This is a genomic window from Pseudomonas sp. ANT_H12B, from assembly GCF_008369325.1.
Lineage (GTDB): Bacteria > Pseudomonadota > Gammaproteobacteria > Pseudomonadales > Pseudomonadaceae > Aquipseudomonas.
The window spans coordinates 116,255-141,187 of the sequence record NZ_VOBI01000016.1 but is presented as its reverse complement, the minus strand read 5'-3'; the positions used below and the strand labels follow the sequence as shown (position 1 = coordinate 141,187).

Genomic DNA, 24,933 nt, shown 5'->3' with positions numbered 1-24,933 from the left:
GAGGCCTCTGCGATGCAATCTTTTACGAAAGGAGGTCAGCAATGAAGATCCTGATAAAAGAAATGGCAAAATCCCAGTGGCAGGTCCGCCTGGACCAACATGCTGTGACATTCCGCAGCGAAGCCGAAGCTCGCGCCTTCACCCGCACCCTCGAAGCGCGCTTGCACGCACCCCATCAAATTCCCGACCATCAGCAGCGTGCTGCTGGCTGAGTCCATCCTCAGACCTGGGCTTGTGCCAGCGCCCGTGCATTTTGCAATCGTCGGGTGAGCATCGCTACGCTCACCACCAGAATCGCGCAAAGGCTGATGACTATGGCCATCGGCATGGCGCTGCCATCGTGTAAAACCCCGACCAGCGCTGCGGCACCGGCAGCGACGCTGAATTGCAGGCAACCGAGCATCGCCGAGGCGCTGCCGGCGCGGGCGCCCTGCCCGTTCATGGCGCAGGCCGAAGCATTGGGGAGGATGCAGCCGAGGCTGGCAATGCAGATAAACAGCGGAATCAGCAGTGGCCATAACTGCTCGGTGTGCATCGCACTGACGGCGAGCAAAGTCAGGCCTGCACCCAGGTAAATCCACACAGTTCGCGCCAGCAACACCGCCGGGCCACGCTTGGCCAGCAGTCGCGCATTGACCTGTGCCACCAGAATGAACCCCGCCGCGTTGGTACCGAACAGCCAGCCGAAATGCTCGGCCGGCACACCGTAGAGCTTGATGAAGACGAACGGTGAACCGGCGATGTAAGAAAACATCCCGGCGATGGCGATGCCACCGGTCAAGGCGTGGCCCAGGTACACCGGGTCCGACACCAGGCGAGCGTACTGACGCAGCGCGCCCGACAAGGGTTGACGCGGCACGTGGGCCGGCAGACTTTCCGGCAGCCCGAGCGCCACGGCCAGCGCCGCCAATGCACTGAAACCGGTCAGCACGAGAAAGATCGACTGCCAGCCCGTGGTATTGACCAGCAGCCCGCCCAGCATTGGCGCGAGAATCGGCGCCAGGCCCATCACCAGCATCAGTTGCGAAAAGACTTTCGCCGACCCCACCGCATCGCACTTGTCGCTGACAATCGCCCGCGCGATGACCATCCCCGCACAACCGCCCAACGCCTGGACGAAACGCGCGCCGATCAACCATTCGAGGTTTGGCGCATAGGCACAAGCCAATGACGCGACGGTGAACAGACCGACACCGGTCAACAAGGGAATGCGTCGCCCGAAACGATCCGCCACCGGGCCGTACGCCAGTTGACCGAGGGACAGGCCAAGGAAATATGCCGCCAGCGTCAGTTGAACGTGTTTTTCATCGGTGCCAAACGCGAGCGCCATCGCCGGGAACGCCGGCAGGTAGAAATCGATCGCCAGCGGGCCGAAAGCGCTCAGCGCGCCAAGAATCAAAATGGTACGGAAGTTCATCAGGCATCCAGTGGGGCGTAGGTCCGCAACGCGACAGTCTAGCCGCGCGTGGACGCCTTGAACATTCTGTTAGGTCGCTAACCATTAAAAACCCTCAGGCAACTGATGCCTGCCCGCTAAAACTCAGAATCTGTGGGAGTGAGCTTGCTCGTGATGGCAGTGGAACATTCAACATCTCAGTGACTGTTCTATCGCTATCGCGAGCAAGCTCGCACAGGGATTGCGCCTGACCTCAGGCAACTTTGGCGTCGTAGCCTTCTTCGGTGATCGCGGCGATCACCTGTTCGGTTGTCAATGCGCTTTCAACGCCAACTTCCTTGGCTGCCAGATCAACCCGCACGCTGGCTGCGGGATCTTTGGCTTGCAATGCCTGGGTGATCGCTCTGATGCAGTGACCGCAGGACATGCCTTGAACGTTGAACACTTGCATGGTGTAGCTCCTTTAATGAGGTTGCGAGCAGTCTCGGGCTTGCCACCATGGCAAGGTCAAGTTCTGAAGTAATCTGCCGGGCTGGCAATCGGCGCCGCGCTCGGCCAAGCTGCGCCCATCAATGACTCGACCTCAGGAGATTCAGCCATGCGCTGGTCAGCTCTCAGCCTGTTTGGCTTCCTCAGCCTGTTTGCCGCGACACCTTCGGTTCAAGCCGCCGGGGAGGACTATGGCGTATTGATCATTTCCCGCGAGCGCCTGGAAGTTGCGACCTCCTGCGAGATCGGCGTGTACATACACGATCAGCTGTCGGCGCGGTTGTTCCAGGAACAGAGCACCTCGTTCAACCTGCCGCCGGGCAATGTGTCCTTGCGCCTCAAACTGCTGCCGGGCCAGGCACCGGGTTGCAATCCGGGCATGCTCGCACCGGGTTCGCAGAACATCACGCTCAAGGCCGGTGACGTGTTGAAGTTCCGGATTGCGATGACGCAGGAAGGGATGTATCTCAAGCCTGCGGCCCTGGACTATTGATGATCGTTCCCACGCAGAGCGTGGGAACGATCATGCTGCGGTCTTTTGATCTGAATCATGGCGCTTGACCTTGCCCGCATGGCAAGGTTGATCCTGTAGGCATCTTCTACAGGGAGCGCGACCGATGTCCGAATCCACCACTTTCGATCTGCCGATTGCCGGCATGACCTGCGCCAGTTGCGCTGGCCGTGTCGAGCGAGCCTTGAGTAAAGTCATCGGCGCCTCCGCCGTCAGCGTCAACCTCGCCACTGAACAGGCCCGGGTTCAAGCGCCCAGCGACAGCCTCACGGCGTTGATGGACGCCGTGCACCAGGCCGGTTACAGCGTGCCGCAGCAGAGCCTGGAATTGAGCATCGACGGCATGACCTGCGCCTCCTGCGTCGGCCGGGTCGAACGTGCGCTGGCCAAGGTGCCGGGGGTCAAAAGCGTCAGCGTCAACCTGGCCAATGAACGTGCCCACCTTGAACTGCTCGGCCAGATCGATCCGCAAACCTTGATCGGTGCCGTGACAAAAGCGGGTTACAGCGCCAGTGTCTGGGAAGTCGAACACCCGCAAACCGACCATCAGCAACAGCGCCTGCACCGCGAGCGTTGGGCCTTGATCCTGGCGATCGTCCTCGCTTTGCCGCTGGTGTTGCCGATGCTGCTGCAACCGTTCGGCGTGCACTGGATGCTCCCGGCCTGGGCGCAATTCGCGTTGGCCACGCCGGTGCAATTCATCTTCGGCGCGCGTTTTTACGTCGCGGCCTGGAAAGCCGTGCGCGCCGGTGCCGGCAACATGGATTTGCTGGTTGCGTTGGGCACCAGCGCCGGTTATGGCTTGAGTATTTATGAATGGGCCACCGCCGCCGGGCGCATGCCGCACCTGTATTTCGAAGCGTCGGCGGTGGTGATTGCACTGGTGCTGCTGGGTAAATATCTGGAAAGCCGCGCCAAACGCCAGACCGCCAGCGCTATCCGTGCCCTCGAAGCCTTGCGCCCGGAACGGGCGATTCAGGTGATCGAGGGTCGTGAGCAAGATGTCGCCATCAGCGCCTTGCGCCTCAATGATCTGGTCATGGTCAAACCCGGCGAACGCTTCCCGGTGGACGGTGAAGTGGTCGAAGGCCAGAGTCACGCCGATGAAGCGCTGATCAGCGGCGAAAGCCTGCCAGTGCCCAAACAACCCGGCGACAAAGTCACCGGCGGCGCGATCAATGGTGAAGGCCGATTGCTGGTTCGCACTCAGGCGCTCGGTGCGGAAACCGTACTGGCGCAGATCATCCGCCTGGTGGAAGACGCTCAAGCGGCGAAGGCGCCGATCCAGAAACTGGTGGATAAAGTCAGCCAGGTGTTCGTGCCCGTGGTTCTGTTGCTGGCATTGGCCACCTTGGTCGGTTGGTGGCTCTACGGCGCCCCCATGGAAATTGCATTGATCAATGCCGTCGCGGTGCTGGTGATCGCCTGCCCTTGCGCTCTCGGGCTGGCCACGCCGACAGCGATCATGGCCGGGACCGGTGTAGCGGCGCGTTACGGGATTCTGATCAAGGACGCCGAAGCGCTGGAACGTGCTCATGAAGTCAGCGCGGTGGTCTTCGACAAGACCGGCACGCTGACCTCGGGGACGCCGCGTATCGCTCATTTGAGTGCTGTCGATGGAGATGAAGCCACCCTGCTGCAAATGGCTGGCGTCCTGCAACGCGGCAGTGAACATCCGTTGGCCAAGGCGGTTTTGGACGCTTGCGCCGAACGCAATTTGACCGTGGTCGATGTCACTGACAGCCAGTCGCTGACCGGGCGCGGCATTGCGGGCACCCTCAATGGTCGGCGGTTGGCGCTGGGCAATCGTCGTCTATTGGAAGAGAGCGGTTTGAACGCAGGTGAATTGGCTGATTCGGCCACCGCATGGGAAACCGAAGGCCGGACCCTGTCCTGGCTGATCGAACAAAGTCCCGAACCTCGGGTGCTGGGCCTGTTCGCCTTCGGCGACACCCTAAAACCCGGTGCACTGCAAGCCGTGCAACAACTCAACGCACGCAACATCAGCAGCCACCTGCTGACCGGCGACAACCGCGGCAGTGCCAAAGTGGTTGCCGAGGCCTTGGGCATCCGCGATGTCCACGCCGAAGTGCTGCCGGCGGACAAAGCGGCCACTGTGGCCACGCTGAAGAAAACCGGTGTCGTGGCGATGGTCGGCGACGGTATCAACGACGCCCCGGCCCTGGCCGCCGCCGACATCGGTATCGCCATGGGCGGTGGCACCGACGTCGCCATGCATGCGGCCGGGATTACCCTGATGCGCGGCGATCCACGGCTGGTTCCGGCAGCGCTGGAAATCAGCCGCAAGACTTACGCAAAGATTCGGCAGAACCTGTTCTGGGCCTTCGTCTATAACCTGATCGGTATTCCGTTGGCGGCGTTCGGTTTTCTCAATCCGGTGCTGGCCGGTGCAGCCATGGCGCTGTCGAGCGTCAGCGTGGTAAGCAATGCGCTACTGTTGAAAACCTGGAAACCCAAGGATCTGGAGGACACTCAATGAACATCGGCCAAGCGGCCCGCCAGAGCGGCCTGAGCGCGAAGATGATCCGTTATTACGAATCCATCGGCTTGCTCAAGGCTGCCCATCGCACCGACAGCGGTTACCGGGTGTACGGCGACGACGACCTGCACACCCTGGCGTTCATCAAGCGTTCCCGGGACTTGGGGTTTTCACTGGAAGAGGTCGGCAAACTGCTGACGCTCTGGCAGGACCGCCAGCGCGCCAGTGCTGATGTGAAGGCCTTGGCCCGCCAACACATCGACGAGCTGAACCAGAAAATCCGCGAACTCGGCCAACTACGCGACACCCTGCAGGACCTGGTTGAACACTGTCACGGCGATCACCGCCCGGACTGCCCGATCCTCAAAAACCTTGAGTCGGGCTGCTGCGCCGAACCCGCGCATCCCTGATTGCCAACCCCTTCAACACCAACAAGGTGCTGAGGGGAATGCCGTGGAACAGCAGCACCACGGCACCCGGCGTCCACCACGAATAGAACGGTGCGGCGATCAACATACCAACGCCGAACCCGGTCATTTGCAGCAGGGTCAGGAAGCTGAATATTGGCAGGCGCAAGCTGTCCGGCTCACGTTGCAGCCGCGACATCAGGCCGACTTCCGAGAAGCCATCACCCAATCCTGCCGGCAGCGAGAACAGCAGCAAACCGTAAAGGGTCTGCTGCTGGAACATCAGGATAAAGCCGCAGGACATCAGCAATACGCCGAAGAAAAACCGCCGCTCAAGGTGCACGTTTTCCGAGCCTTTCATCCGGCTGGCGATCCGTGCGCCGATGAGTTTCCCACCGGCCCAGACCGCCAGCATCAGCCTCAGCGTGGTGCTGGCGGACTCGGGCGTCAGCAGTCTGGAAATAATCGGAAAACCGACGTTATGCGCGGCACTGCCAAGGGTGTCGGCCATGGCAACCGCGAGCATTGCTGCCACCACCGGAGTACTGCGCAAGCCTTGGCCCAGGGCCGACCATTGACCCCGCCCATCGGCTGGCTCGGCACTGGCTGCTGGCCCGGTAAACCGCAACGGCACGATAAATAGCGCGGCCAGCAGATAAGTAATCACGTTCAACGCAAACACCGTTTCAAAGCCAAACGCGGCCACCAAAAGCCCTGCCACCAGGCTTCCACCCACCATGGCTGCCGACGACGCCGACGTGATCCAGGCGTTGGTCTTGAGCAGTTGCTCACCGTTGATCAGGTGCGGTAACTGACTGTTGAGACCGATGGCGAACATCGAATTGCCGAACCCCAGGCCGAAGGCAATCACCGGTAACAGCATCGCTTGCTGGGAGACTGGCAGTACCAGCAACAGGCCTAACAGCCCGGCGCGCAGGAGGTCGAAGGCAATCAATGGCATGCGCCCGGTCCAGCAACGATAAAACGCCGTGGCTATCAGGCTGGCAAAAATGCCTCCGGCCACGCGGCTGGCGAGGAAGATGCCGACGCTCATGGCGCTGTCGCTGAGGAGGTAGACGTACGTGGCCAGGGCGACCATGTTGAGGAAGGCGCCGAAGTCCGAGATCAGACGGGCGGCGACGATCAGTTGGGCGTTGCGGGTGGAGTTCACATTCAGTCCTTGAGTGTGGAGTGCTTTCGAATGCGGCCAGTATGTGGGAGCGAGCCTGCTCGCGAAAGCTGACTGTCAGGCAACATTGATGTTGGATGTGATTGCCTCATCGCGGGCAAGCCCGCTCCCACAATGATCTCCGGCACACACAATTTTGTGTCCGACACCGCTCCCACATTGAATCTCCAGCGCTTGGATATTTCGCTGGCAGGCACCCACAAAAAACCCGGCCGAAGCCGGGTTTTTCGTTAACCGATCACTGCATCCACGGCGGAGGCGGTTCTTCGGTTTTGCCAGGTGGCGCATCGTCAGCCGCGCGCACCGCTTGCTTGCGCTCTTCATCAAGGCGTGCGGCCTCGATTTCGCGGATAACACCGCCCACGTCCGCCAGCTCTTCCGGCTCGTCAAACTCACCGGTCAAGATGCTGGCCGGGTGCAAGGTGCCGGCCTCATACAAGGCCCACATTTCCTTGGCGTACTTGGTCTTTCTCAATTCCGGAGCAAATCGTCCGAAGTAAGAAGCCATGTTGCCCACATCCCGCTCCAACATGTTGAACGCGTGGTTGTTGCCCGCCGCATCCACCGCTTGCGGCAAGTCGATGATCACCGGGCCGGTCGGGGTCAGCAGCACGTTGAACTCGGACAGGTCACCGTGCACCAGACCGGTACACAACATCAGCACGATCTGCGAAATCAGAAACGCGTGGTATTCGCGCGCCTGATCCGGTTCCAGCACCACGTCGTTCAGACGCGGCGCGGCATCACCGTACTCGTCGGCTACCAGCTCCATCAGCAGCACGCCTTCAAGGAAGTCGTAAGGCTTTGGAACCCGCACGCCAGCGCCGGCCAGCCGGAACAAAGCCGCCACTTCGGCATTCTGCCAGGCGTCTTCGGTTTCTTTCTTGCCGAACTTGGAGCCCTTGGCCATTGCTCGAGCCTGACGGCTGTTGCGCACCTTGCGACCTTCCTGATACTCGGCCGCCTGACGAAAACTACGTTTATTCGCCTCCTTGTAGACCTTCGCGCAACGTAACTCGTTACCGCAGCGCACCACATAAACAGCTGCTTCTTTACCACTCATGAGTGGGCGCAGCACCTCGTCGACCAGACCGTCCTCGATCAGGGGTTCAATGCGTTTTGGAGTCTTCATCAGCTTTTATTGGGGGTCCTTTATTACCAAACACGCGAAAGTCATTCGTTATACGGCAATCCACTCATTCGGGGGAGGGGTTGCCGACCTATGAACGTTCCTGAGAACGTTTAGAAGCACACAAAGTGCCAGAAAATCCGGCAAACCCGACCACCCTGAGCGGTCACCCAAAATCATAGCCAAGCCTGCGTCACTTGTTGCGTAAGGGCAATGAGGGTTTTGGCGACAGAAGCTGACACCTCTATTCATACCCTTCGTAGGATTTTTCTTAATAGACTTCAATTTCCGTCTCCGCCAGCCGAAGTCATCAGAGACAAAGTGATTTGTCCGACAATCGTTCCAAGAACAAAAACGATGGCGCACTCACGGACCCGGGTCGATCAAACACGTTTACGACTGCCAATAATCCGCGAGTCATCTGCACTGCGTGGGCCTACAAGAGAAATCTGGAGCGCGGATGAACATCAAACAAAAGTTGACCTGGGCGTTTGCAATCATCGCCTGCTTGCCCGTGGTGCTGGTCGCCACCCTCGTTGTGCTGAATTTACGCAGCGATGCCAGGGAAGGTTTCGCCGACGGCAGTGGTCGCGAAATTCGTCAGGTCAGCAATGCCATGCAGCTGTTCTTTGACGGCATCAGCCAGAACGTCGATTACCTGGCGACCCAACCGCTGATCAAAAACTCCGACGACAGCCTCAAAACCTACATAGGCGCCAACGCCGAAAGCATTCCTCAGGGCGAGATGGACAAAAAGGTCTTCGCCCTCCTCCAGGACCTGGGCAACAGCCATCCGTCTTACGCCTACGCCATCCTCGGCACCGCAGCGGGCGGTTATGTATCCTGGCCGGACGATGCAAAACTGAACAATTACGACCCGCGCCAACGCCCGTGGTACAAGGCTGCCCAGGCCAAGCCCGGCAAGCCATTTCGCACCGAGGCTTATTATTGGGCTCAGGATGACGCGACTTACGTCAGCACCGTGCGCACCATCGACAACAAATTGGGCACCAACGGCGGCGTCGTCAGCATCGACGTGACGCTCAAACAACTCACCGAAATCGTCAAACAGATCAAGCTCGGTGAAACCGGTTACCTGATGCTGCTGGAAAACACCGGCACCGTGCTGGTGGATCCCAAGCAACCTGAACACAACTTTAAAGCCCTGAGCAGCCTCGGCGACGGCTACGCGCAACTGGCCAAGGCCGGTAAAGGGCTGGTGGAAGTCGAGCTGAACGGCGAACGCTACATGGCCAACGTCTGGCCGTCGGAGCAGTTGGGCTGGACCTTCATCGGCCTGATCAAGCAGACCGACGTAATGAGTTCGGCCACCCGACTGACCTGGTTGATCGCGATCATTGCCGCTGTGCTGGCCGTGTTCTTCGCCATCGTCGGCGCCAGTTTCGCCAGCCTCATCGTGCGGCCGATCCGCAGCGTGGCCAGTGGCCTGGAAGGCATCGCCCAGGGCGAAGGTGACCTGACCAAGAACCTGCAAATCCGCGGCAGCGACGAAACTGCGCAACTGGCTAACTGGTTCAACCAGTTTCTGGCGGCGATTCGCAATCTGATTCAGAGCATCGGCGGCGCCGCGACCAAGATCCTTGCCACCTCCAAGAGTTCGACCCAGGTGTCCAGCGACATGGCCGAAGCGGCCGGGCGCCAGCGTGAAGCGGTGGACATGGTGTCCACGGCATTCCACGAAATGGTCGCCACCGCCAACGAAGTGGCCCGCTCATGCAGCCAGGCAGCGGAATCGGCCGACAGTGGCCAGCGTCAGGCGCGCGAAGGTCAGCAGCAGATTGATGCGGCCGTGACCAGCGTCGATCGCTTGAGCCAGGAAATCGAACAGTCGGCGCAGTCGATGCAACAGCTGGAACGCGACAGCAACGACATTCAGTCGATCCTCGGGACCATTCGCTCGATCGCCGAACAGACCAACCTGCTGGCGCTGAACGCGGCCATTGAAGCGGCGCGGGCCGGTGAGCAAGGACGTGGTTTTGCGGTAGTGGCTGACGAAGTACGAGCGCTGGCCAAACGCACGGCCGATTCCACCGCGGAAATCGACGGGCTGCTGGGCAACCTCGCCAAGCGCACCAGCCAAGTGACTCAGCAGATGCACGCCAGCCTGGAAGTCTCCCAGCAATCGGTCACCCGCATCGGTGAAGCACGCAGCAGTTTTGGGCTGATTCGTGAGTCTGTGGATGTGATCCGCGACATGAACACTCAGATCGCTACCGCAGCAGAAGAACAGCATCAGGTGGCTGAAGACATCAACCGGCATATCAGCCAGATTCATGGTGATGCGCAATTGGTGGCGGAACTGGCGAACTCGGCGCGGCTGGATTCGCAGAGCTTGGCAGGGTTGTCGAATGAGCTGGATGGCTTGGTTCGACGCTTCAGAACTTGAGATGTTGATCGCTCCCACGCTCCGCGTGGGAACGATCAGTGTCTGAAGAGTTCACCGGGGGTAAACCCGAACAACCCCTTGAACGCCGCAATAAACGCCGAAGTCGAGTCATACCCGCAAGACAGCGCGGCATTGGTCACGCTGTCGCCCTCCTCCAGCAGGCTCAATGACGACAGCAACCGCATCCGCTGGCGCCACCCTCGAAAACTCAACCCGGTTTCGCGCTGAAACAGCCGCATCAAGGTCTTCTCCGAAGTGCCCAAGCGCTGCGCCCATTCCTGCAAGGTCACGTTCTGCTCGGGGTTTTCAATCAGCTCGTTGCACAAGCCGAGCAAACGTTCATGCCGGGGCAACGGCAGGGAAAACTCCACCTGCGGCAAACTCGCCAACTGATCCAGCAATACATTCACCAGCCGAGTTTCCTGGCTATCGCCCTGTGGATACTCCACGGGCAGCAAGCAAAAACGCTTGATCAGCTCCCGGGCCAACGGCGTCACTTCCAGCACCCGACAACGCCCGTCCGCCCACGCGCAATCCTCACGACGCACATACAGGCTGCGCATCTCGGCGCGCATCGAGGTCACCACTTGATGTTCCAGATCGGCAGGAATCCAGATCCCCCACTGCGGCGGCGCAAAGAAACTGCCCTCGGCGGTGTGCACACCGAGCACGCCACTGATGGCGTAGGAAAACTGCACCCAGTCGTGACGATGAGCCGGCGTCCATGAACCGGCGTTAAGACTTTCCACTCGGGCAAACAACGGACGCGGCAATGCCGTCAGCGCTGGAATGGACCGCTCGAGGGAAAGTTGTCCGTTGGACGTCATTGATGAGCCTTATGTCGCAAGACGGTAGATAACGCCGACGTTAGGCTAAGACTTCTTTTCTTACAAATGTATTCGCAACAGAGAATTCCTATGTAGGAGCGGGCTTACCCGCGATGGGGGACGGCTTATCCCGCGTCTCTGTTGTCTGACACACCGCTATCGCGGGCCGCTCCCACAGGTTTTCACCCACGTTCAACGATCAACGCTCGATAATCGCCGTCACACCCTGACCACCGGCAGCGCAGATCGAGATCAAGCCTCGACCCTTGCCCGCACCGTCGAGCAACTTGGCCAGGTTGGCGACAATGCGCCCGCCGGTGGCGGCGAACGGGTGCCCGGCCGCCAGTGAACTGCCTTTGACATTGAGCCGGCTACGGTCGATGGAACCCAGCGGCGCGTCGAGCCCGAGGCGGGTTTTGCAGTAGTCGGGATCTTCCCAGGCCTTCAGCGTGCACAGGACTTGCGCGGCGAAGGCTTCGTGGATTTCGTAGTAGTCGAAGTCCTGCAAGGTCAGGCCATTGCGCGCCAGCAAGCGCGGCACCGCATACACCGGCGCCATCAGCAGGCCTTCGGCACCGTTGACGAAATCCACTGCCGCCGCCTCGCCGTCGCGCCAATACGCAAGAATCGGCAAGCCACGCTCCTTCGCCCATTCCTCACTGCCCAGCAGCACCAGCGACGCACCGTCGGTAAGCGGCGTGGAGTTGCCTGCCGTCAGAGTGCCCTTGGCACTTTTCTCGAAAGCCGGTTTCAGTGAGGCGAGTTTGTCCAGCGTCAGGTCCGCGCGCAAATTGTTGTCGCGGGTCAGGCCGAGGAATGGCGTCATCAGATCGTTGTGCCAGCCTTCGATGTAGGACGCGGTCATTTTCTGATGGCTTTCGAGGGTCAACTGATCCTGTTCGGCGCGCGGAATGCTCCAGGTCTGCGCCATCAACTCGCAGTGCTCGCCCATGGACAGACCGGTGCGCGCTTCGCCGTTGCGTGGCAGTTCCGGGATCAGGTGACGGGGGCGCAGTTGCAGGAAGGTTTTCAGTTTGTCGGCGGTGGTCTTGGCGCGATTGGCTTGCAGGAGGATTTTGCGCAGACCTTCGTTGACACCGATCGGCGCGTCGGAGGTGGTGTCGACGCCGCCGGCAATGCCGCAGTCGATCTGACCCAGGGCGATTTTGTTGGCCACCAGCAACGCCGCTTCCAGGCCAGTACCGCAGGCCTGCTGGACGTCATAGGCCGGGGTGGTCGGCGACAGCCGCGAGCCGAGCACGCATTCGCGGGTCAGGTTGAAATCCCGGGAGTGCTTGAGCACCGCGCCCGCCGCCACTTCGCCCATGCGCAAACCGTGCAGGTTGTAGCGTTCGATCAGGCCTTCGAGTGCGGCGGTGAGCATCGCCTGATTACTGGCGGTGGCGTACGGCCCGTTGGAACGGGCGAAGGGGATACGGTTACCCCCGATAATCGCAACGCGGCGCAGCTGAGTCATGAAAAGCTCCTGGTGAAATATCTGGAAGTTAAACCGAATTCCTGTGGGAGCGAGCCTGCTCGCGAAGAGGCCAGCACATTCAACATCTATTTCGCCTGACACTCCGCCTTCGCGAGCAGGCTCGCTCCCACAGGGTTTGCATTTCTCTGATAGTCCTGCCAAACCGGGGTTCAACTACTCTGCTTTGATCAAGCGTAGGCCTAATCTCGTGGATCGAACGACTGATCGCCATTCGTGGTCCACACTTTGAACCCCAGCTGCTGGAGCGCGTTCCATGTCTGACCGCTATATCGACTTCGCCAATTCGTCCATCGGCCATCGTTTGGTCGGGGCCCTGGGTCTGCCGTCGCCGGTACGACTGGAGCGCTGGCAAGCAGGCCGGCTGCGCCCTGTCGAAGGGGCGCTGTTGTTTGGCGGTGGCCCGCTGACGGAGAAAATCAGCGCCTTCGCCAATCGCCTGACCGACGCGATTTACAGCTACGGCACCGAACCTTCACTGGCCACCGCGTGGATTCCCGGCCACGGCCCCAAACTCAAAGCCGTGGTGTTCGACGCCAGTGACCTGGTGCAGACCGATCAGCTCAAACAGCTGCGCGAATTCTTCCAGCCGCTGGTGAAAAACCTCGATCACAGTGCGCACATCGTGATTCTGGGTCGCGCGCCAGAGACGTTGAGCGATCCGTTCGCCGCCAGTGCCCAGCGTGCGGTGGAAGGTTTCAGCCGTTCGCTGGCCAAGGAACTGCGCAGCGGTGGCACCTTGCAACTGATCTATGTCGGCGACGGTGTCGAGGATCAACTGGAAGGCCCGTTGCGCTTTTTCCTCTCGCCCAAAAGCGCTTTCGTGTCCGGTCAGGTCATTCGCCTGAATGCCTGCGACACTCCCGTCCAGGACTGGACTCGCCCACTGGCCGGCCTCAAGGCGCTGGTCACTGGCGCTGCGCGCGGCATCGGTGCCTCCATTGCAGAAACCCTGGCCCGCGACGGTGCCGACGTCATTCTGCTCGACGTGCAACCAGCCAAGACCGACCTCGAAGCCCTCGCCGCACGCCTCGGCGGGCGCAGCATTACCTTGGACATTTGCGCCGACGACGCCGCCGCGCAGTTGGTCGAGCAACTGCCCGACGGCATCGACATCGTGGTGCACAACGCTGGCATCACTCGGGATAAAACCCTGGCCAACATGACTCCGGAATTCTGGGACGCGGTGCTCGCGGTCAACCTCAATGCGCCGCAAGTGCTGACCAAGGCATTGCTCGACAACGGCACCCTGCACGACAACGGCCGGGTAATCCTGCTGGCGTCCATCAGCGGCATCGCCGGCAATCGCGGGCAAACCAATTACGCGGCGAGCAAGGCCGGGCTGATCGGCCTGGCCCAAGCCTGGGCGCCGCTGCTGAGTGAGCGCGGCATCAGCATCAATGCGGTGGCACCCGGTTTCATCGAAACCCAGATGACCGCGCATCTTCCGTTCGGCGTGCGTGAGGCCGGGCGACGCATGAGTTCGCTAGGCCAGGGCGGCTTGCCACAAGACGTCGCCGAAGCGGTGGCGTGGCTCGCTCAACCGGGTACCGGGGCGTTCACCGGGCAAGCGCTGCGAGTGTGCGGGCAAAGTGTTTTGGGGGCTTAGGCATGATCATCGATTGGCACACACTCAACCGCGAACCGAGTCTGCCGGAGTTGTATGTGCGAGCGGCGACGCGACGCAAAATCACTGGCACCACCCTGCCCGATTCGGGTTTGCGCTGCTGGATCAATGTCGACCCTAAACACCTGGCGGACTATCGCAAGGTCTGCGGTTTTGCCGAGAACGGTTTGCTGCCACCCACCTATCCACACATCCTGGCGTTCGCTTTGCAAATGCAATTGCTGACGGCCAAGGAATTTCCATTTCCGCTGCTGGGGTTGATTCACCTGAGCAACCGCATTCGTATCTTTCGCCCAATGGGCGGCGTGAATCGTGTGCGCGTCAGCGTTCAGGTGCAAAACCTTCAGCCTCATGAAAAAGGCGCGACGTTCGACTTGGTGACGACACTTGACGATCAGTTGGGGGCGTTGTGGGAAGCTGAAAGCCAGATGTTGTGCCGCGCAGTCAAACTCGCAGGCGAGCCCGTCGAAGAAGTGTTGGCATCGACCCTGGAAATGTCAGAAGTGGCCCACTGGAAAGCGCCGTCGGACATTGGGCGGCAGTACGCCAAAGTGTCCGGCGACTACAACCCGATTCACCTGAGTGCCGTCAGCGCCAAACTCTTCGGTTTCCCGACGGCCATCGCCCATGGATTGTGGAACAAGGCCCGTACGTTGGCGGCGCTAAGTGAGCACCTGCCGGCAGCGAATGTCGAGATTGCGGTGCAGTTCAGGAAACCGGTGCGGTTGCCCAGTGAAGTGACGTTGCTGGCCAGCGCTGCGGGGTCCAGTGGGGATTTGCTGTTGGTGGGTGCAGGGGATTTGGAGCATATGGCGGGGCATTGGCGGCCGGTCGCCTGACCCGATCATTCCTGCGCTCTGCATTCGGCTCTTGGGACGCGGAGCGTCCCTGGCTGCACCACGCAGAGCGTGGGAACGATCTATCACTGACTCACTAAATTCAAGCGCGGCTGCGGAAACAGGTTATTCAACGTTTCCAACAACCGCACGTGATAAATCGGCTTGCGAAACAGGTCGAGCACCTGCAACCGCAACATGTCGCTGACATCCTCCATGTCCGCATGCCCCGACGTCACAATCACCGGCAAATGCTGGCGGGACGTGTGCTCGCGCAACCGCTTGATCAACGACATGCCGCTCTCCTCCGGCATCCGCAGATCAGTGATCACCAACGCAATATCAGGGTGGCGCGTCAGGTGTTGCAGCGCGAGTTTGACTGAGGTGGCGGTAAAGCAATTGAAGCCCTCGCCCTCCAGCAACTCCGCCAATTCGAGCAACGCATCCTCCTCATCATCGACCAGGAGAAGCTGTTGGCGTGGAAGTGAGGGAGCGTTCATGGGCAACACCTGCAATGGACGAAGCGCTGACGTTAGAAGCCCTGAGGCGCATTAGCAAGTTACGGTGTACCGCCCAATGCCGTAGTGATTCTTCCGAAGATATTCGTGATCGTAGTGCCCATTCCCGCGCTGAGTCCGGCAATCACCACCGCGACCATGGCTGCAACAATCGCGTACTCGATACCAGAAGCGCCCTCAGTGTCTTTGGCCAAACGTTTGTAAAAAGCGATTTCGGATTTGATCTTCTGAGCAATCTTGGTGAAGGACATGGCAGTTCTCCTGAAAGACGGAGGGTGTTGCACGGTCGCAACATGATTCCCCTTTGCCAGCATCAGCATTGTCGGCATTCCCCTAACCAACAACTGTAAGAACGAATTATCACTAAAGTATTAGTTGTCTTATTGACGCCAAAAAAGTCACGTTTTCACCCTGGCTACTTACTTTCGTTAGTTTCAGTCCCGTAATGGCTTTTTGCTCTAACTGAGCTACCTTCAAATAGCCAAATAGTTCCATGTTCATAGCTGCCTGATTGCGAAGTTGTCTCGTTGGATACGACGAGGTTTGAAGCAGCAGGAAAGGGAGAGCCGTCATGAACAGTCGTATCACTCTGGGCCTGGCCGGTTTGTTTCTGGTGGGCGCCATTATTGCCGGTTACTGGGGCCTCACGCTGAGCCGTCAACCCGTTCCCGAGCCTGTCGTGCAACCCGGGATCGTCACGCCTGCACCCATCGCCCAGACGCCAGCCCCCGCGGACGATCCCATCCGCCAACCGGTGGTGGTGCTGCTGCATGATGTGCCACCGTTCATGCCGATCAGCGCCGCCGACGTGACTCTGGAACAACTCCGTACCGTCCCGGCCGGCAGCCTGAGCCGCCTCGATCAAGCCATTGGCCGCACGCCCTGGCGCGCCCTCAGCGCCGGCACCTGGCTCAATGATGAAAGTTTCGAAGCCGGCGGCAGACTGGCGCGGATGATTCGTCCCGATGAACGCGCCCTCGCCGTCGCGGTGGATGAAGTGATCAATGCCGGCGGGCAACTGACACCGGGGGACTACGTCGATGTGCTGCTGTTTCTGCGCATGGACAACAACAACCTTCAGCCGTCGGCGCAACTGGTGGTGCCGGCCTTGCGGGTGCTCGGAGTAGGCGAACAGATGGGGTTGACCAACGACGGCCAACCCGCAAGCCCGGCCCGCAGCAACGAAGAAAAACTCAGGCAGGAACAAACGCGCGCCAGCGCCCGCAGTGTCTTGCTTGCCGTCCCCGAACAACTATTGAGTCGCCTGATGTTAGCGGCCCAGGCCGGCGTGTTGCGCCTGGCCGTACGCAGCGCCGATGAAAAGCGTCTGTCTCGTTACTGGGCTGGCGAAAGCGATTCATCGGCCAATCTTGCCAGTGCCAACCGCGAGTTGATCCAGTTCAGCCAGCTGGCCATGACGCCCCCACCCAAACCTGTCGTCACCTACGGCAGCACAACACCGCGCAAGTCGAGCGTGGAAGTCATCCGCGGCAACGAAATCACCCAACAAACCCCCTGAATCGAGCAAGGACGCATCTAAATGCGCAGTCGTTCCATGCCCCTGTTTCAAGGCCTGCTCTGGGTCTCTTTACTGAGCGGTGTGCCGCTTGGCGTAACGTTCGCAGCGTCAGGCAATTGCGCCGCGCTGGGTTCGTTGCCTGCGGTGCTGGAAGTCGGTGAAGGGCTGCAACAGGAGGTGCAATCACCGGTGGCGATCACTCGGGTGGCGGTGGGTGACCCGAAAATCGCCGATGTGCGAGTCAACGGTAATCAAGCGTTTTTGCTAACCGGAATGGCCTCCGGCGCTACCAGCCTGATGATCTGGACCGCCTGCGCCAGTGCTCCGCGCCAAAGCATGGTATTCGTTCAGGGCAAGGCCACCGCGGCGATGACCACCGCGACACGATTACCCTCTGATGACCCACTGCTACCGTCGCAAGTACAGACCGACATTCGTTTCGTCGAAGTCAGTCGGACCAAACTGAAAGAGGCCGGCACGTCGATTTTCGGCAAGGGCTCGAACAACTTCCTCTTCGGCGCCCCCGGTACGGTGCCCAACACGGCCGTGACGCCGGGCGTGGTGCCGCTGTTCAACATTGATCCCCGGATCGCGGTGCCCAGCATTCCGCTGCTCAACGACAGTTTCAACATTGTCTGGGGCGGTGGCAGCAGCAAATTCCTCGGCATCGTCAACGCCCTGGAAGGCAGCGGCTTCGCCTACACCCTGGCACGGCCGAGCCTGGTGGCCCTCAGCGGGCAGAGCGCTAGCTTCCTGGCCGGCGGTGAAATTCCGATCCCGGTGCCCAGCGCCAACAGCAACAGCTACTCCATCGAATACAAGGAGTTCGGCATCCGCCTGACGCTCACGCCGACCGTGGTCAGCCACGATCGCATCACCCTCAAAGTGGCGCCGGAGGTCAGCGAACTCGACTACAACAATGGTGTGACCATCGGCGGTACCACCGTGCCGGCGTTCACCATTCGCCGCACCGATACCAGCATCTCGCTGGCCGATGGCGAGAGTTTCGTCATCAGCGGTTTGATCAGCACTCACAACAGTTCGCAAGTCAGCAAGTTTCCAGGCCTGGGCGATATCCCGATTCTCGGTGCGTTTTTTCGCAACTCAGCGGTCAACCGCGAAGAGCGGGAGTTGCTGATGATCGTCACGCCGCACCTGGTTCAACCGTTGGCTGCCAACGCACAACTGCCGTCATTACCAGGTGAAAAGCTGCGCAACTATGACCCGAACTGGTATCGCCTGTACTTCCTCGAAAACGGCAACTTCGATAAACGCAGCGGATTATCGCAATGAGCCAGAGCCAGAACCTGAGCCAGACCTTCCTCGCGATCACGCGCAACAGCACCGACCTTGAGTGGCTGCAAGGCGCCCTCGCCCCGCTGGGCCAAGTGGTCAGCGCTGGCACTGGCAGCCTTGACGAATTGCTGGCGCTAGTGGACGTGACCTTCGCCAGCCTGGTGTTCATCGGCCTGGACCGTGAACACGTGGTGGCCCAAAGCGCACTGATCGAAGGTGTCCTGGAAGCCAAACCGATGCTGGCGATTGTCGCGCTGGGCGATGGCATGGACAACCAGCTCGTGCTCAATGCCATGCGCGCCGGTGCACGGGATTTCGTGGCCTATGGTTCGCGCTCCAGTGAAGTCGCGGGGTTGGTGCGACGGTTGGGCAAACGCCTGCCGCCCGTGACCCCAAACACCCAGCTGGGTAGCCTGACGGTGCTCTACGGTGTGCAGATCAACGCCGACGGCGCGCTGCTCGCCACGCACTTGGCGCAAGTGGTGCAAAAGAGCGGACAGCAAACGCTGTTACTGGACCTGGGCCTGCCACGCGGTGACAGCCTGGCCTTGCTCGGGCTGGAGAGTTCGTTCCACTTCGGCGATGCACTCCGGCACTTGCGGCGACTCGACGCGACGCTGATCGACAGCGCGTTCACCCACTGCGCCGCCGGGTTGCGGATCCTCGCCTACGCCAGCCACGATATGCCGCTGGAACATACCAGCACCGCCGAGTTGTACATGCTGCTCAGCGCCCTGCGCCAACACTTCCAGCACATCGTGGTGAACTTGACTGGCCAGCCGGACAGCGAAGCGCTACGCACCTTCGTCACCCATTGCGACAAGTTGCTGTGGTACACCGATCAGAACGTACTCGACTGCCGTCGCAACCTGGCGGTACTCAACCAGTGGCGGGAAAAAGGAATGAAGCTCGATCACGCCAGACTGCTGGTGGACCGCTACCTGCGCAACGTCGCACCGGATTCCGACACCCTGAGCAAAAGCTTCGGCATGGAGATCATCGCGACCCTCGTCTACAGCCCGGAAGTTCGGCTCAACGCAAAGAATCAAGGTATGACGCTGTTTGAACTGGCCCCCCGCGAAGCCCTGACTCAAAGCCTGGGCGCCCTCGGTTGTCGGTTGGCCAAGCGCTCCGAGGACCTGGCCAAGCCCAAGTCTGGCTGGTTCAACCGGTTGAGAGGTGCGCAATGAGCGGTGAAAAACTCTTCGGTGCCCCTGTGCGCGCCACCAGCGGCAACACCGATCACGAAGGTCTGAAACTGGTGCTGCACCGCTACATCATCGACGCCATCGAGGAGTCCGGCAAAAACCTGCTGGAGGATTCACGGCAGGTGCTCTCGCAATTCGTCATCGACAAGGTTGCCGAGTACATCGCCCGGCTGCACCTGGCGATTTCCCGCTATGAAATGGAGCGCCTGGCCGAAGAAATCGTCGATGAACTCACCGGTTTCGGCCCCTTGGAAGTGCTGCTGCGGGACCCGTCGGTGACAGATATTCTGGTCAACGGCCCGCACCGGGTGTTCATTGAACGCGACGGCGTACTGCATCAAAGCGACCTGCGTTTCATCGATGCGCATCACGTCGAACGGGTCATGCAACGGATTCTCGCGCCCCTCGGTCGACGACTCGATGAGTCGTCGCCAATGGTCGACGCACGACTGCCCGACGGTAGCCGGGTCAACGCGATCATTCCGCCGATTGCGCTCGATGGTCCCTGCCTGTCGATACGTAAATTTCGCAAGGACATGCTCAAAAGCTCGGACCTGATGGCGATGCAAACCATCGATCAGGCGATCTTCGACTTTATTCAGGAGGCCGTGGGCAAGCGCTGCAACATCCTGATCAGCGGCGGCACCGGCACTGGCAAAACCACGCTGCTGAACATTCTCAGCCAGTTGATCAACCCTCACGAGCGAATCGTCACCATCGAGGACGTCGCCGAACTGCAACTGGGCCACCCTCACGTGGTGCGTCTGGAAACCCGACCGCCGAATGCCGAAGGCCATGGCGAAGTGAAGGCCAGTGACCTGATTCGCAACGCCCTGCGGATGCGACCGGACCGAATCATTCTCGGCGAGATTCGCGGCGTCGAAGTGGTGGACGTACTCACCGCAATGAACACCGGCCACGACGGTTCCATGAGCACCGTGCACGCCAACAACGCCCAGGATGCGCTGTTGCGCCTGGAGACATTGGTGGGCCTGACGGGCCGCACCATCGCCGAACGGACCTTGCGGCAAATGATCTGCGCCGCACTGGATGTAGTGATCCAGCTGACGCGCATGCCCGACGGCCGCCGCTGCGTCAGCGAAGTGGTGGAGGTGATCGGCTTGCGCGATGACGTGTATGTCACCAACACGTTGTTCCGGCTCGACCGGCGCAGCGGTTTTGGATTCCTGCGCGAAGCGGTCAACCCCGCCGGCGACAAACTGCGCCGTGAGTTGGCGCTCTCTCCCCCTGCGTACTGAAGGCCACGGCATGCTCAAACCGGTGCTGCTCATCCTCATTTGCCTGGTCTTGCTCGGACTGTCGATCCGCCTGTTTTATCGCGGTTTGCGCCAGACCGGCACCGACCGGGTACTGGCGCGCCTGACCCAGGGGCAACCGCAGCCGGTACTGACGAAAACCTCCTGGGCGGGTCTGGATCGGGCCTTTCTGCGGGCCGGCCTTGGGCGTCCCTCCGAGCGTCTGGGGGTGTGGCTGCTGCTTTGGGCCTTTGGCATCTTGCTCGGATTTGCCGCCGGTGGCTGGTTCGGCTTGCTGGTGCTGTTACTGCTACCGCCGCTGATACTGCGTCTGTATGTCAATTGGCGTTATCAGCGCCGACTCCAGCGCATGATCGAACAACTGCCGCAAATGCTCGATCACACCGTGCGCAGTCTGAAGTCCGGGCGCACCCTGGCCGATGCGGTGCTGGGCGCCATCGACACCGCTGAAGACCCGCTGAAAAACGCCATGGGGCGGGTTCAGCGCAACGTGCAGTTGGGGGTCAGCCTGCCGGATGCCGCGACTGACCTTGCCGAGCTGTATGAGAAAGACGAACTTCGCCTGTTCGCGCTCGGGTTGAAGGTCAATCACCGCTATGGCGGCAATGCCAGCGAATTGCTGGAAAACCTGATCAAGATGATCCGGGAGCGCGAGCAGGCTGCGCGCCAGCTCAGGGCCATGACCGGTGAAACCCGGGTGACCGCGTGGGTCCTGGGCTGTTTGCCGATTGGCCTGGCCGGCTATTTCCTCGCGACCAACCCACATTACTTGCTCGCCATGTGGCACGACGACTCGGGGCAAATCATGCTCGCGTCCGCGTTTGGATTGCAGGTGATCGGCAGCCTGGCGCTCTGGCACATGTTGCGTAGCGTATGAAAGTGCCATTGCTGATCTGCGCATTGCTGTTTCTGGGGGCAACGTTGTTGCTGCTCAGCGGTTTGCTGGAGCACCGTCGGCGGGTTCGCCAGGTGGCACAACGACTTGATGGCAAACTGGCAAACGATCACCGCGTCGATCAGTGGCTGCAAATGCTGGGCAGCAGCCGGATCGGTCAGCGCTCGGTCAACCTGGATAACGAAACCCAGGCATTGCTTAACCGTCTCGGCTGGCGCAGCGCCCGGCGACGGTCACTGTTCGCGGCCTCCCAGATAGGCGCCCCGGTGCTGGCGCTGGCCCTGACTTTGCTGATCCAGGGCGTATTCTTCCCTCACACAGACAACCACTGGATGGCCCCGGTGCTCGCCACCGGCATCGGCTATCTATTGCCCAAACGGTTGCTGGCCGCTGCCGCGCTGCGTCGGCAAAAACAACTGGCGACCGAGATATCCACCTTCATTCCGCTGCTGCGCATCCTGTTCGAATCGGGCATGGCGGTGGAGCAGTCGCTGCGAGTATTGAGCAATGAAGGCAAACAATTATTGCCGGCCCTGACCCATGAACTGCGTCTGGTATTGGTCCGGGTCGATTCCGGCCTGGAACTGGGCGAAGAACTGCACAAAGCCACGCGATTGCTGGCCGTCGACGAGTTCACCGACACCTGCGTCATCCTTGAGCAGTTGATCCATCAGGGGGGCGGTGCGATGAAATCCCTGCTGACCCTCAAGCAATTGCTCGATGACCGGCGCCTGACGCGCTTGCAGGAATACATCTCCAAGATGTCCGCCAAAATGTCCGTCGTGATGATGTTGTTTCTCTTCCCGGCGTTATTGATCGTACTGGCCGGCCCGGGCTTCACCGCCCTGTCCCATGCCTTTGGTTCTTAGAGGGATCGTTATGAAAGCAATAATTGCCGGTTTGATGCTGCTGTTATTAGGCGGTTGCGCGAGCAACGGTGCGACGCCCTGGAGCGCCCTGACCAACACGGCCAGTTGCGCCAAGCTGACTTCCGAGGAACAGCTGTCGCTGAACCTTGCCGATGACATGGCCAATGACGGCAAACTGCACGCCAGCCTCGCCAACCTGCAAAGCCTGCCCGACAACCTCGCCGACGTGCGCTTGCGCAAGGCCAAGGTCTATCGACTGTTGGGCCGCAGCGAAGCCGAGCCGTTGTACCGCAGCCTGCTCGGCAGTTGCCTGGCCGCCGAAGCCGAACACGGCCTGGGCCAACTCGCCGCCGCCAAGGGCGACAACGGCCTGGCACAAGCTCACTTGCAGCGGGCCGCACGGCTAGCGCCGACCGACGAGAAAATCCGCAACGACCTCGGCGTGGTGTACCTCAATCAATTACGCGTCGAGGATGCGCGCTTTGAATTCCTGACAGCCATGGAACTCAAGCAAAGCGATCAACTGGCAGCGTTGAATCTGGTGACGCTACTGATCTACCAGGACGACTGGAGCCGCGCGGCCGAACTCGTCAGCCGTCTCGGCCTGAGCCCTGCCCAAGTCACCGAAGCCCAGGCCCGCGCGCAAAGACTCAAGACACCGAGCAAGTCCGGCCCGACCGCCGTAAACCATGTCGCTGTCGCCACACCGACGATTCAATAAGGAGAGGCTTTTGATGAAAACGACCATCCTCTGCTGCCTCGGCCTGCTGGCCTTGCCCCTCACCGCTCACGCCATCGACCCCGGCCCCGCTTCGGCCCAACAACAGGAAACCGAAGGCTGGCTGCAGCTGCAAAGCAGCAACAAGGCGGCTTCCCAGAAACCGCAAACCTCAACCGCGACCGAGCGCGAGCTGAGCATGCAGCGTTGGTTGAAAAGCTATCAGCATGAGATCCCGGAGTACTTTGATCAGTATGAGAGCGGGCAAGTGGACGGTGGGACGGGGGGGTAGTCTTGATCCAGGCAATTTCGATCGAGACACTTCTTTTGTAGCAGCTGCCGATCAGCTGCTACAGATCGCGTTACGGCTTAACACACTCCAAAAAGTGAGTTGAGGTCGTTACCGCTAATGCGCAGTCACCCCCTGATGCAATCCAGAATGGCTGGGTAACAAAGCCAGCGCCAACTGCGTCCGATTATGCATATGCGTCAGCCGCAAAACCTGCGACACATAAAGCTTCACCGTGTTCTCGGTAATCCCCAACTCACAGGCAATCTGATAATTCGTCTGCCCTTTCCCCACCAACCGCGCCACCTCCAACTGCCTTGGCGACAGGTGACTGAAAATCGCCGGAATCTCAACCCGACCCACAGCGATGACATCCTCATCAGTGAAAACCGATAACCGCGGCCCACGCCGAACCTTATCCAGATCCTGATACAGATCATCGATCGACTCGGCAAGGTACTGCAGCTTCTGATCCAGATGCCCCAGCTGCACACTCTTCTGCCGTTCCTGCAAAACCACTGCCTGACGCGCAATCCCTTCGAGCAACTCACCCAGGTTAATCGGCTTCTGGTAGTAATCGGCAAACCCGGCCCGCAAGGCCTTGATCACATCCTGCTTGTCCGCGCGCCCAGTGAGCATGATCGCTTCAAACACACGGTGCTTGCCGGATAACCGTTGCAGCGCCTGGACCAGTTGAATCCCGTCCAGACCGGGCATGTGCAAATCGCAAAGCACCAGGCCAATCGCTTCGTCTTCATTGAAACGCTCGACGGCCTGATTGCCAGTCTCACAAGACACGCAACGGTAACCGCGGCCTTTAAGAAACTCACAGAGTTCTGCGGCAATAAACGGTTGGTCGTCGACCACAAGGATTTTTACTGCCGAAGAAAGCTTGTTCACGTGCGACTCCCTGCAAGGTCAAAGTTGACCGTTCCTCTACCAGCCACAGGCTGTACAACTACTGAATTGAAAGTAGTCGTACTTTCCGACTCTGTATATAGAACTGTCGGCTAGTGAAACCAGGCAAGTGTGAGCAACAGGCCCACCAATACGAAGGGTGCAAAGGGCTGTTTCTTTGACATTCCAGGCCCCAGGTATCGAAGATGATTTCTAAGCCCTTGGCCCATATGAAGCCAGACTCTTGGCGCCAGCAGCAGCCACAGCACACTGGCCAATCCGGCACCGATGAACACGCCGAGCAGGTGCATGCCGTCTGTCGCCAGCCCCAGGCCGGTCATCAATTTCACATCGCCTGCGCCCAAGCGTCTCAGCGCATAACCGGGCAAGGTGAAAGCCAGCGCCAGCAAAAAAGCCCAGCCGCCCTGCGCCGCCTCGGCCCCCAGCCAGGTCGTGCCCGTCCACAGGAGATACGCCAGCGCCAACGCCGCTGCGCCAAGGGTCAGGCCATTGGCGATGTGTCGTTCTCGAGCATCCTGTGCTGCGCATAGCGTCAGCCAGATCAGTAATACAAAGCTCTGCATCCGGTAAAAAACGTCCGTTTTGGCTGAATGATTCTATGCTGATATCACGT

General features: G+C 60.2%; 25 protein-coding genes and 1 pseudogene. 16 read left to right on the top strand and 10 right to left on the bottom strand.

All coding sequences use genetic code 11. The annotated features are described in order from the left end of the window. Window positions 1–41: 41 nt before the first annotated feature. A complete protein-coding gene (locus FQ185_RS30235) occupies window positions 42–212 on the top strand; it encodes a hypothetical protein (protein WP_178113582.1) in 171 nt (56 codons plus the stop codon). A gap of 8 nt (window positions 213–220) precedes the next feature. Here the strand turns inward: FQ185_RS30235 and FQ185_RS22645 are convergent, their stop codons facing one another. After that, window positions 221–1,417, bottom strand: coding sequence for a multidrug effflux MFS transporter (locus FQ185_RS22645; RefSeq protein ID WP_149419375.1), 1,197 nt, complete (start codon window positions 1,415–1,417; stop codon window positions 221–223). 232 nt (window positions 1,418–1,649) lie between these two features. Beyond that, window positions 1,650–1,847, bottom strand: a complete 198-nt coding sequence (locus tag FQ185_RS22640) for a heavy-metal-associated domain-containing protein (RefSeq protein ID WP_149419374.1) — start codon at window positions 1,845–1,847, stop codon at window positions 1,650–1,652. A gap of 147 nt (window positions 1,848–1,994) precedes the next feature. Here FQ185_RS22640 and FQ185_RS22635 point away from each other — a divergent pair, with 147 nt between their 5' ends. The 3 genes from FQ185_RS22635 to cueR all read left to right on the top strand — a co-directional run bounded on the left by FQ185_RS22635 (window position 1,995) and on the right by cueR (window position 5,306). Then, complete coding sequence (locus FQ185_RS22635; RefSeq protein ID WP_149419373.1) at window positions 1,995–2,378, top strand: hypothetical protein; 384 nt, start codon at window positions 1,995–1,997, stop codon at window positions 2,376–2,378. A gap of 124 nt (window positions 2,379–2,502) precedes the next feature. Then, complete coding sequence (locus tag FQ185_RS22630) at window positions 2,503–4,896, top strand: heavy metal translocating P-type ATPase (protein WP_149419372.1); 2,394 nt, start codon at window positions 2,503–2,505, stop codon at window positions 4,894–4,896. Beyond that, window positions 4,893–5,306 carry a Cu(I)-responsive transcriptional regulator gene (gene cueR, locus FQ185_RS22625; protein ID WP_149419371.1) on the top strand — a complete coding sequence of 138 codons (414 nt, stop codon included), beginning with the start codon at window positions 4,893–4,895 and terminating at the stop codon, window positions 5,304–5,306. The genes FQ185_RS22630 and cueR overlap by 4 nt, the downstream gene beginning before the upstream one ends. Here the strand turns inward: cueR and FQ185_RS22620 are convergent. Together FQ185_RS22620 and FQ185_RS22610 are read right to left on the bottom strand one after the other, a co-directional pair. Then, window positions 5,260–6,474: an MFS transporter gene (locus tag FQ185_RS22620; protein WP_149419370.1), complete on the bottom strand. Its 1,215-nt coding sequence runs from the start codon at window positions 6,472–6,474 to the stop codon at window positions 5,260–5,262. The genes cueR and FQ185_RS22620 overlap by 47 nt on opposite strands. 256 nt (window positions 6,475–6,730) lie before the next feature. Further along, window positions 6,731–7,624: a PA4780 family RIO1-like protein kinase gene (locus FQ185_RS22610; RefSeq protein ID WP_149419369.1), complete on the bottom strand. Its 894-nt coding sequence runs from the start codon at window positions 7,622–7,624 to the stop codon at window positions 6,731–6,733. A gap of 457 nt (window positions 7,625–8,081) precedes the next feature. Here FQ185_RS22610 and FQ185_RS31140 point away from each other — a divergent pair. After that, window positions 8,082–9,170: pseudogene (locus tag FQ185_RS31140) on the top strand (cache domain-containing protein); the annotation flags it as partial. A 90-nt stretch (window positions 9,171–9,260) separates the two neighbouring features. Then, window positions 9,261–10,028 carry a methyl-accepting chemotaxis protein gene (locus FQ185_RS31135; protein WP_371916927.1) on the top strand — a complete coding sequence of 256 codons (768 nt, stop codon included), beginning with the start codon at window positions 9,261–9,263 and terminating at the stop codon, window positions 10,026–10,028. A 35-nt stretch (window positions 10,029–10,063) separates the two neighbouring features. Here the strand turns inward: FQ185_RS31135 and FQ185_RS22600 are convergent, their stop codons facing one another. Further along, on the bottom strand, window positions 10,064–10,855 hold the full coding sequence (locus tag FQ185_RS22600; protein ID WP_149419367.1) for a helix-turn-helix transcriptional regulator: 792 nt from the start codon (window positions 10,853–10,855) through the stop codon (window positions 10,064–10,066). A 199-nt stretch (window positions 10,856–11,054) separates the two neighbouring features. Then, on the bottom strand, window positions 11,055–12,332 hold the full coding sequence (locus FQ185_RS22595; RefSeq protein WP_149419366.1) for an acetyl-CoA C-acetyltransferase: 1,278 nt from the start codon (window positions 12,330–12,332) through the stop codon (window positions 11,055–11,057). Window positions 12,333–12,606: 274 nt separating this feature from the next. On the opposite strand from FQ185_RS22595, the gene FQ185_RS22585 reads away from it, so the two are divergent. Together FQ185_RS22585 and FQ185_RS22580 are read left to right on the top strand one after the other, a co-directional pair. Continuing rightward, the gene (locus tag FQ185_RS22585; protein ID WP_149419365.1) at window positions 12,607–13,959 is read left to right on the top strand and encodes a 3-oxoacyl-ACP reductase; all 1,353 of its coding nucleotides are present in this window, start codon (window positions 12,607–12,609) and stop codon (window positions 13,957–13,959) included. Window positions 13,960–13,961: 2 nt separating this feature from the next. Beyond that, window positions 13,962–14,816 carry a MaoC/PaaZ C-terminal domain-containing protein gene (locus FQ185_RS22580; protein ID WP_149419364.1) on the top strand — a complete coding sequence of 285 codons (855 nt, stop codon included), beginning with the start codon at window positions 13,962–13,964 and terminating at the stop codon, window positions 14,814–14,816. Between the two features lie 83 nt (window positions 14,817–14,899). On the opposite strand, the gene FQ185_RS22575 is transcribed toward FQ185_RS22580, so the two are convergent. Both FQ185_RS22575 and FQ185_RS22570 read right to left on the bottom strand, forming a co-directional pair. Further along, window positions 14,900–15,313, bottom strand: coding sequence for a response regulator (locus FQ185_RS22575; protein WP_149419363.1), 414 nt, complete (start codon window positions 15,311–15,313; stop codon window positions 14,900–14,902). A gap of 59 nt (window positions 15,314–15,372) precedes the next feature. Continuing rightward, window positions 15,373–15,582: a Flp family type IVb pilin gene (locus tag FQ185_RS22570; RefSeq protein WP_149419362.1), complete on the bottom strand. Its 210-nt coding sequence runs from the start codon at window positions 15,580–15,582 to the stop codon at window positions 15,373–15,375. A gap of 320 nt (window positions 15,583–15,902) precedes the next feature. Here FQ185_RS22570 and cpaB point away from each other — a divergent pair, with 320 nt between their 5' ends. Genes cpaB through FQ185_RS22530 form a run of 8 tightly spaced genes read left to right on the top strand, consistent with a single transcriptional unit; the run spans window position 15,903 to window position 23,405 of the window. Then, window positions 15,903–16,850 carry a Flp pilus assembly protein CpaB gene (gene cpaB, locus FQ185_RS22565; RefSeq protein ID WP_149419361.1) on the top strand — a complete coding sequence of 316 codons (948 nt, stop codon included), beginning with the start codon at window positions 15,903–15,905 and terminating at the stop codon, window positions 16,848–16,850. 21 nt (window positions 16,851–16,871) lie between these two features. Beyond that, a complete protein-coding gene (locus FQ185_RS22560; protein WP_149419360.1) occupies window positions 16,872–18,143 on the top strand; it encodes a type II and III secretion system protein family protein in 1,272 nt (423 codons plus the stop codon). After that, entirely contained in the window at window positions 18,140–19,336 is a 1,197-nt protein-coding gene (locus FQ185_RS22555) for a pilus assembly protein (RefSeq protein WP_149419359.1), read from the top strand. The genes FQ185_RS22560 and FQ185_RS22555 overlap by 4 nt, the downstream gene beginning before the upstream one ends. Then, the gene (locus tag FQ185_RS22550) at window positions 19,333–20,613 is read left to right on the top strand and encodes a CpaF family protein (RefSeq protein WP_149419358.1); all 1,281 of its coding nucleotides are present in this window, start codon (window positions 19,333–19,335) and stop codon (window positions 20,611–20,613) included. The genes FQ185_RS22555 and FQ185_RS22550 overlap by 4 nt, the downstream gene beginning before the upstream one ends. 10 nt (window positions 20,614–20,623) lie before the next feature. Then, window positions 20,624–21,508, top strand: coding sequence for a type II secretion system F family protein (locus tag FQ185_RS22545; RefSeq protein WP_149419395.1), 885 nt, complete (start codon window positions 20,624–20,626; stop codon window positions 21,506–21,508). Continuing rightward, window positions 21,505–22,395, top strand: coding sequence for a type II secretion system F family protein (locus tag FQ185_RS22540; protein ID WP_149419357.1), 891 nt, complete (start codon window positions 21,505–21,507; stop codon window positions 22,393–22,395). Before FQ185_RS22545 ends, FQ185_RS22540 begins: the two co-directional genes overlap by 4 nt. Window positions 22,396–22,405: 10 nt before the next feature. Continuing rightward, complete coding sequence (locus FQ185_RS22535) at window positions 22,406–23,116, top strand: hypothetical protein (RefSeq protein ID WP_149419356.1); 711 nt, start codon at window positions 22,406–22,408, stop codon at window positions 23,114–23,116. Window positions 23,117–23,129: 13 nt separating this feature from the next. Then, entirely contained in the window at window positions 23,130–23,405 is a 276-nt protein-coding gene (locus tag FQ185_RS22530; protein ID WP_149419355.1) for a DUF3613 domain-containing protein, read from the top strand. Window positions 23,406–23,519: 114 nt separating this feature from the next. Here the strand turns inward: FQ185_RS22530 and FQ185_RS22525 are convergent, their stop codons facing one another. Next, the gene (locus tag FQ185_RS22525; protein ID WP_149419354.1) at window positions 23,520–24,302 is read right to left on the bottom strand and encodes a response regulator transcription factor; all 783 of its coding nucleotides are present in this window, start codon (window positions 24,300–24,302) and stop codon (window positions 23,520–23,522) included. Between the two features lie 110 nt (window positions 24,303–24,412). Further along, entirely contained in the window at window positions 24,413–24,883 is a 471-nt protein-coding gene (locus tag FQ185_RS22520; protein WP_149419353.1) for a prepilin peptidase, read from the bottom strand. Between the last annotated feature and the right edge of the window lie 50 nt (window positions 24,884–24,933).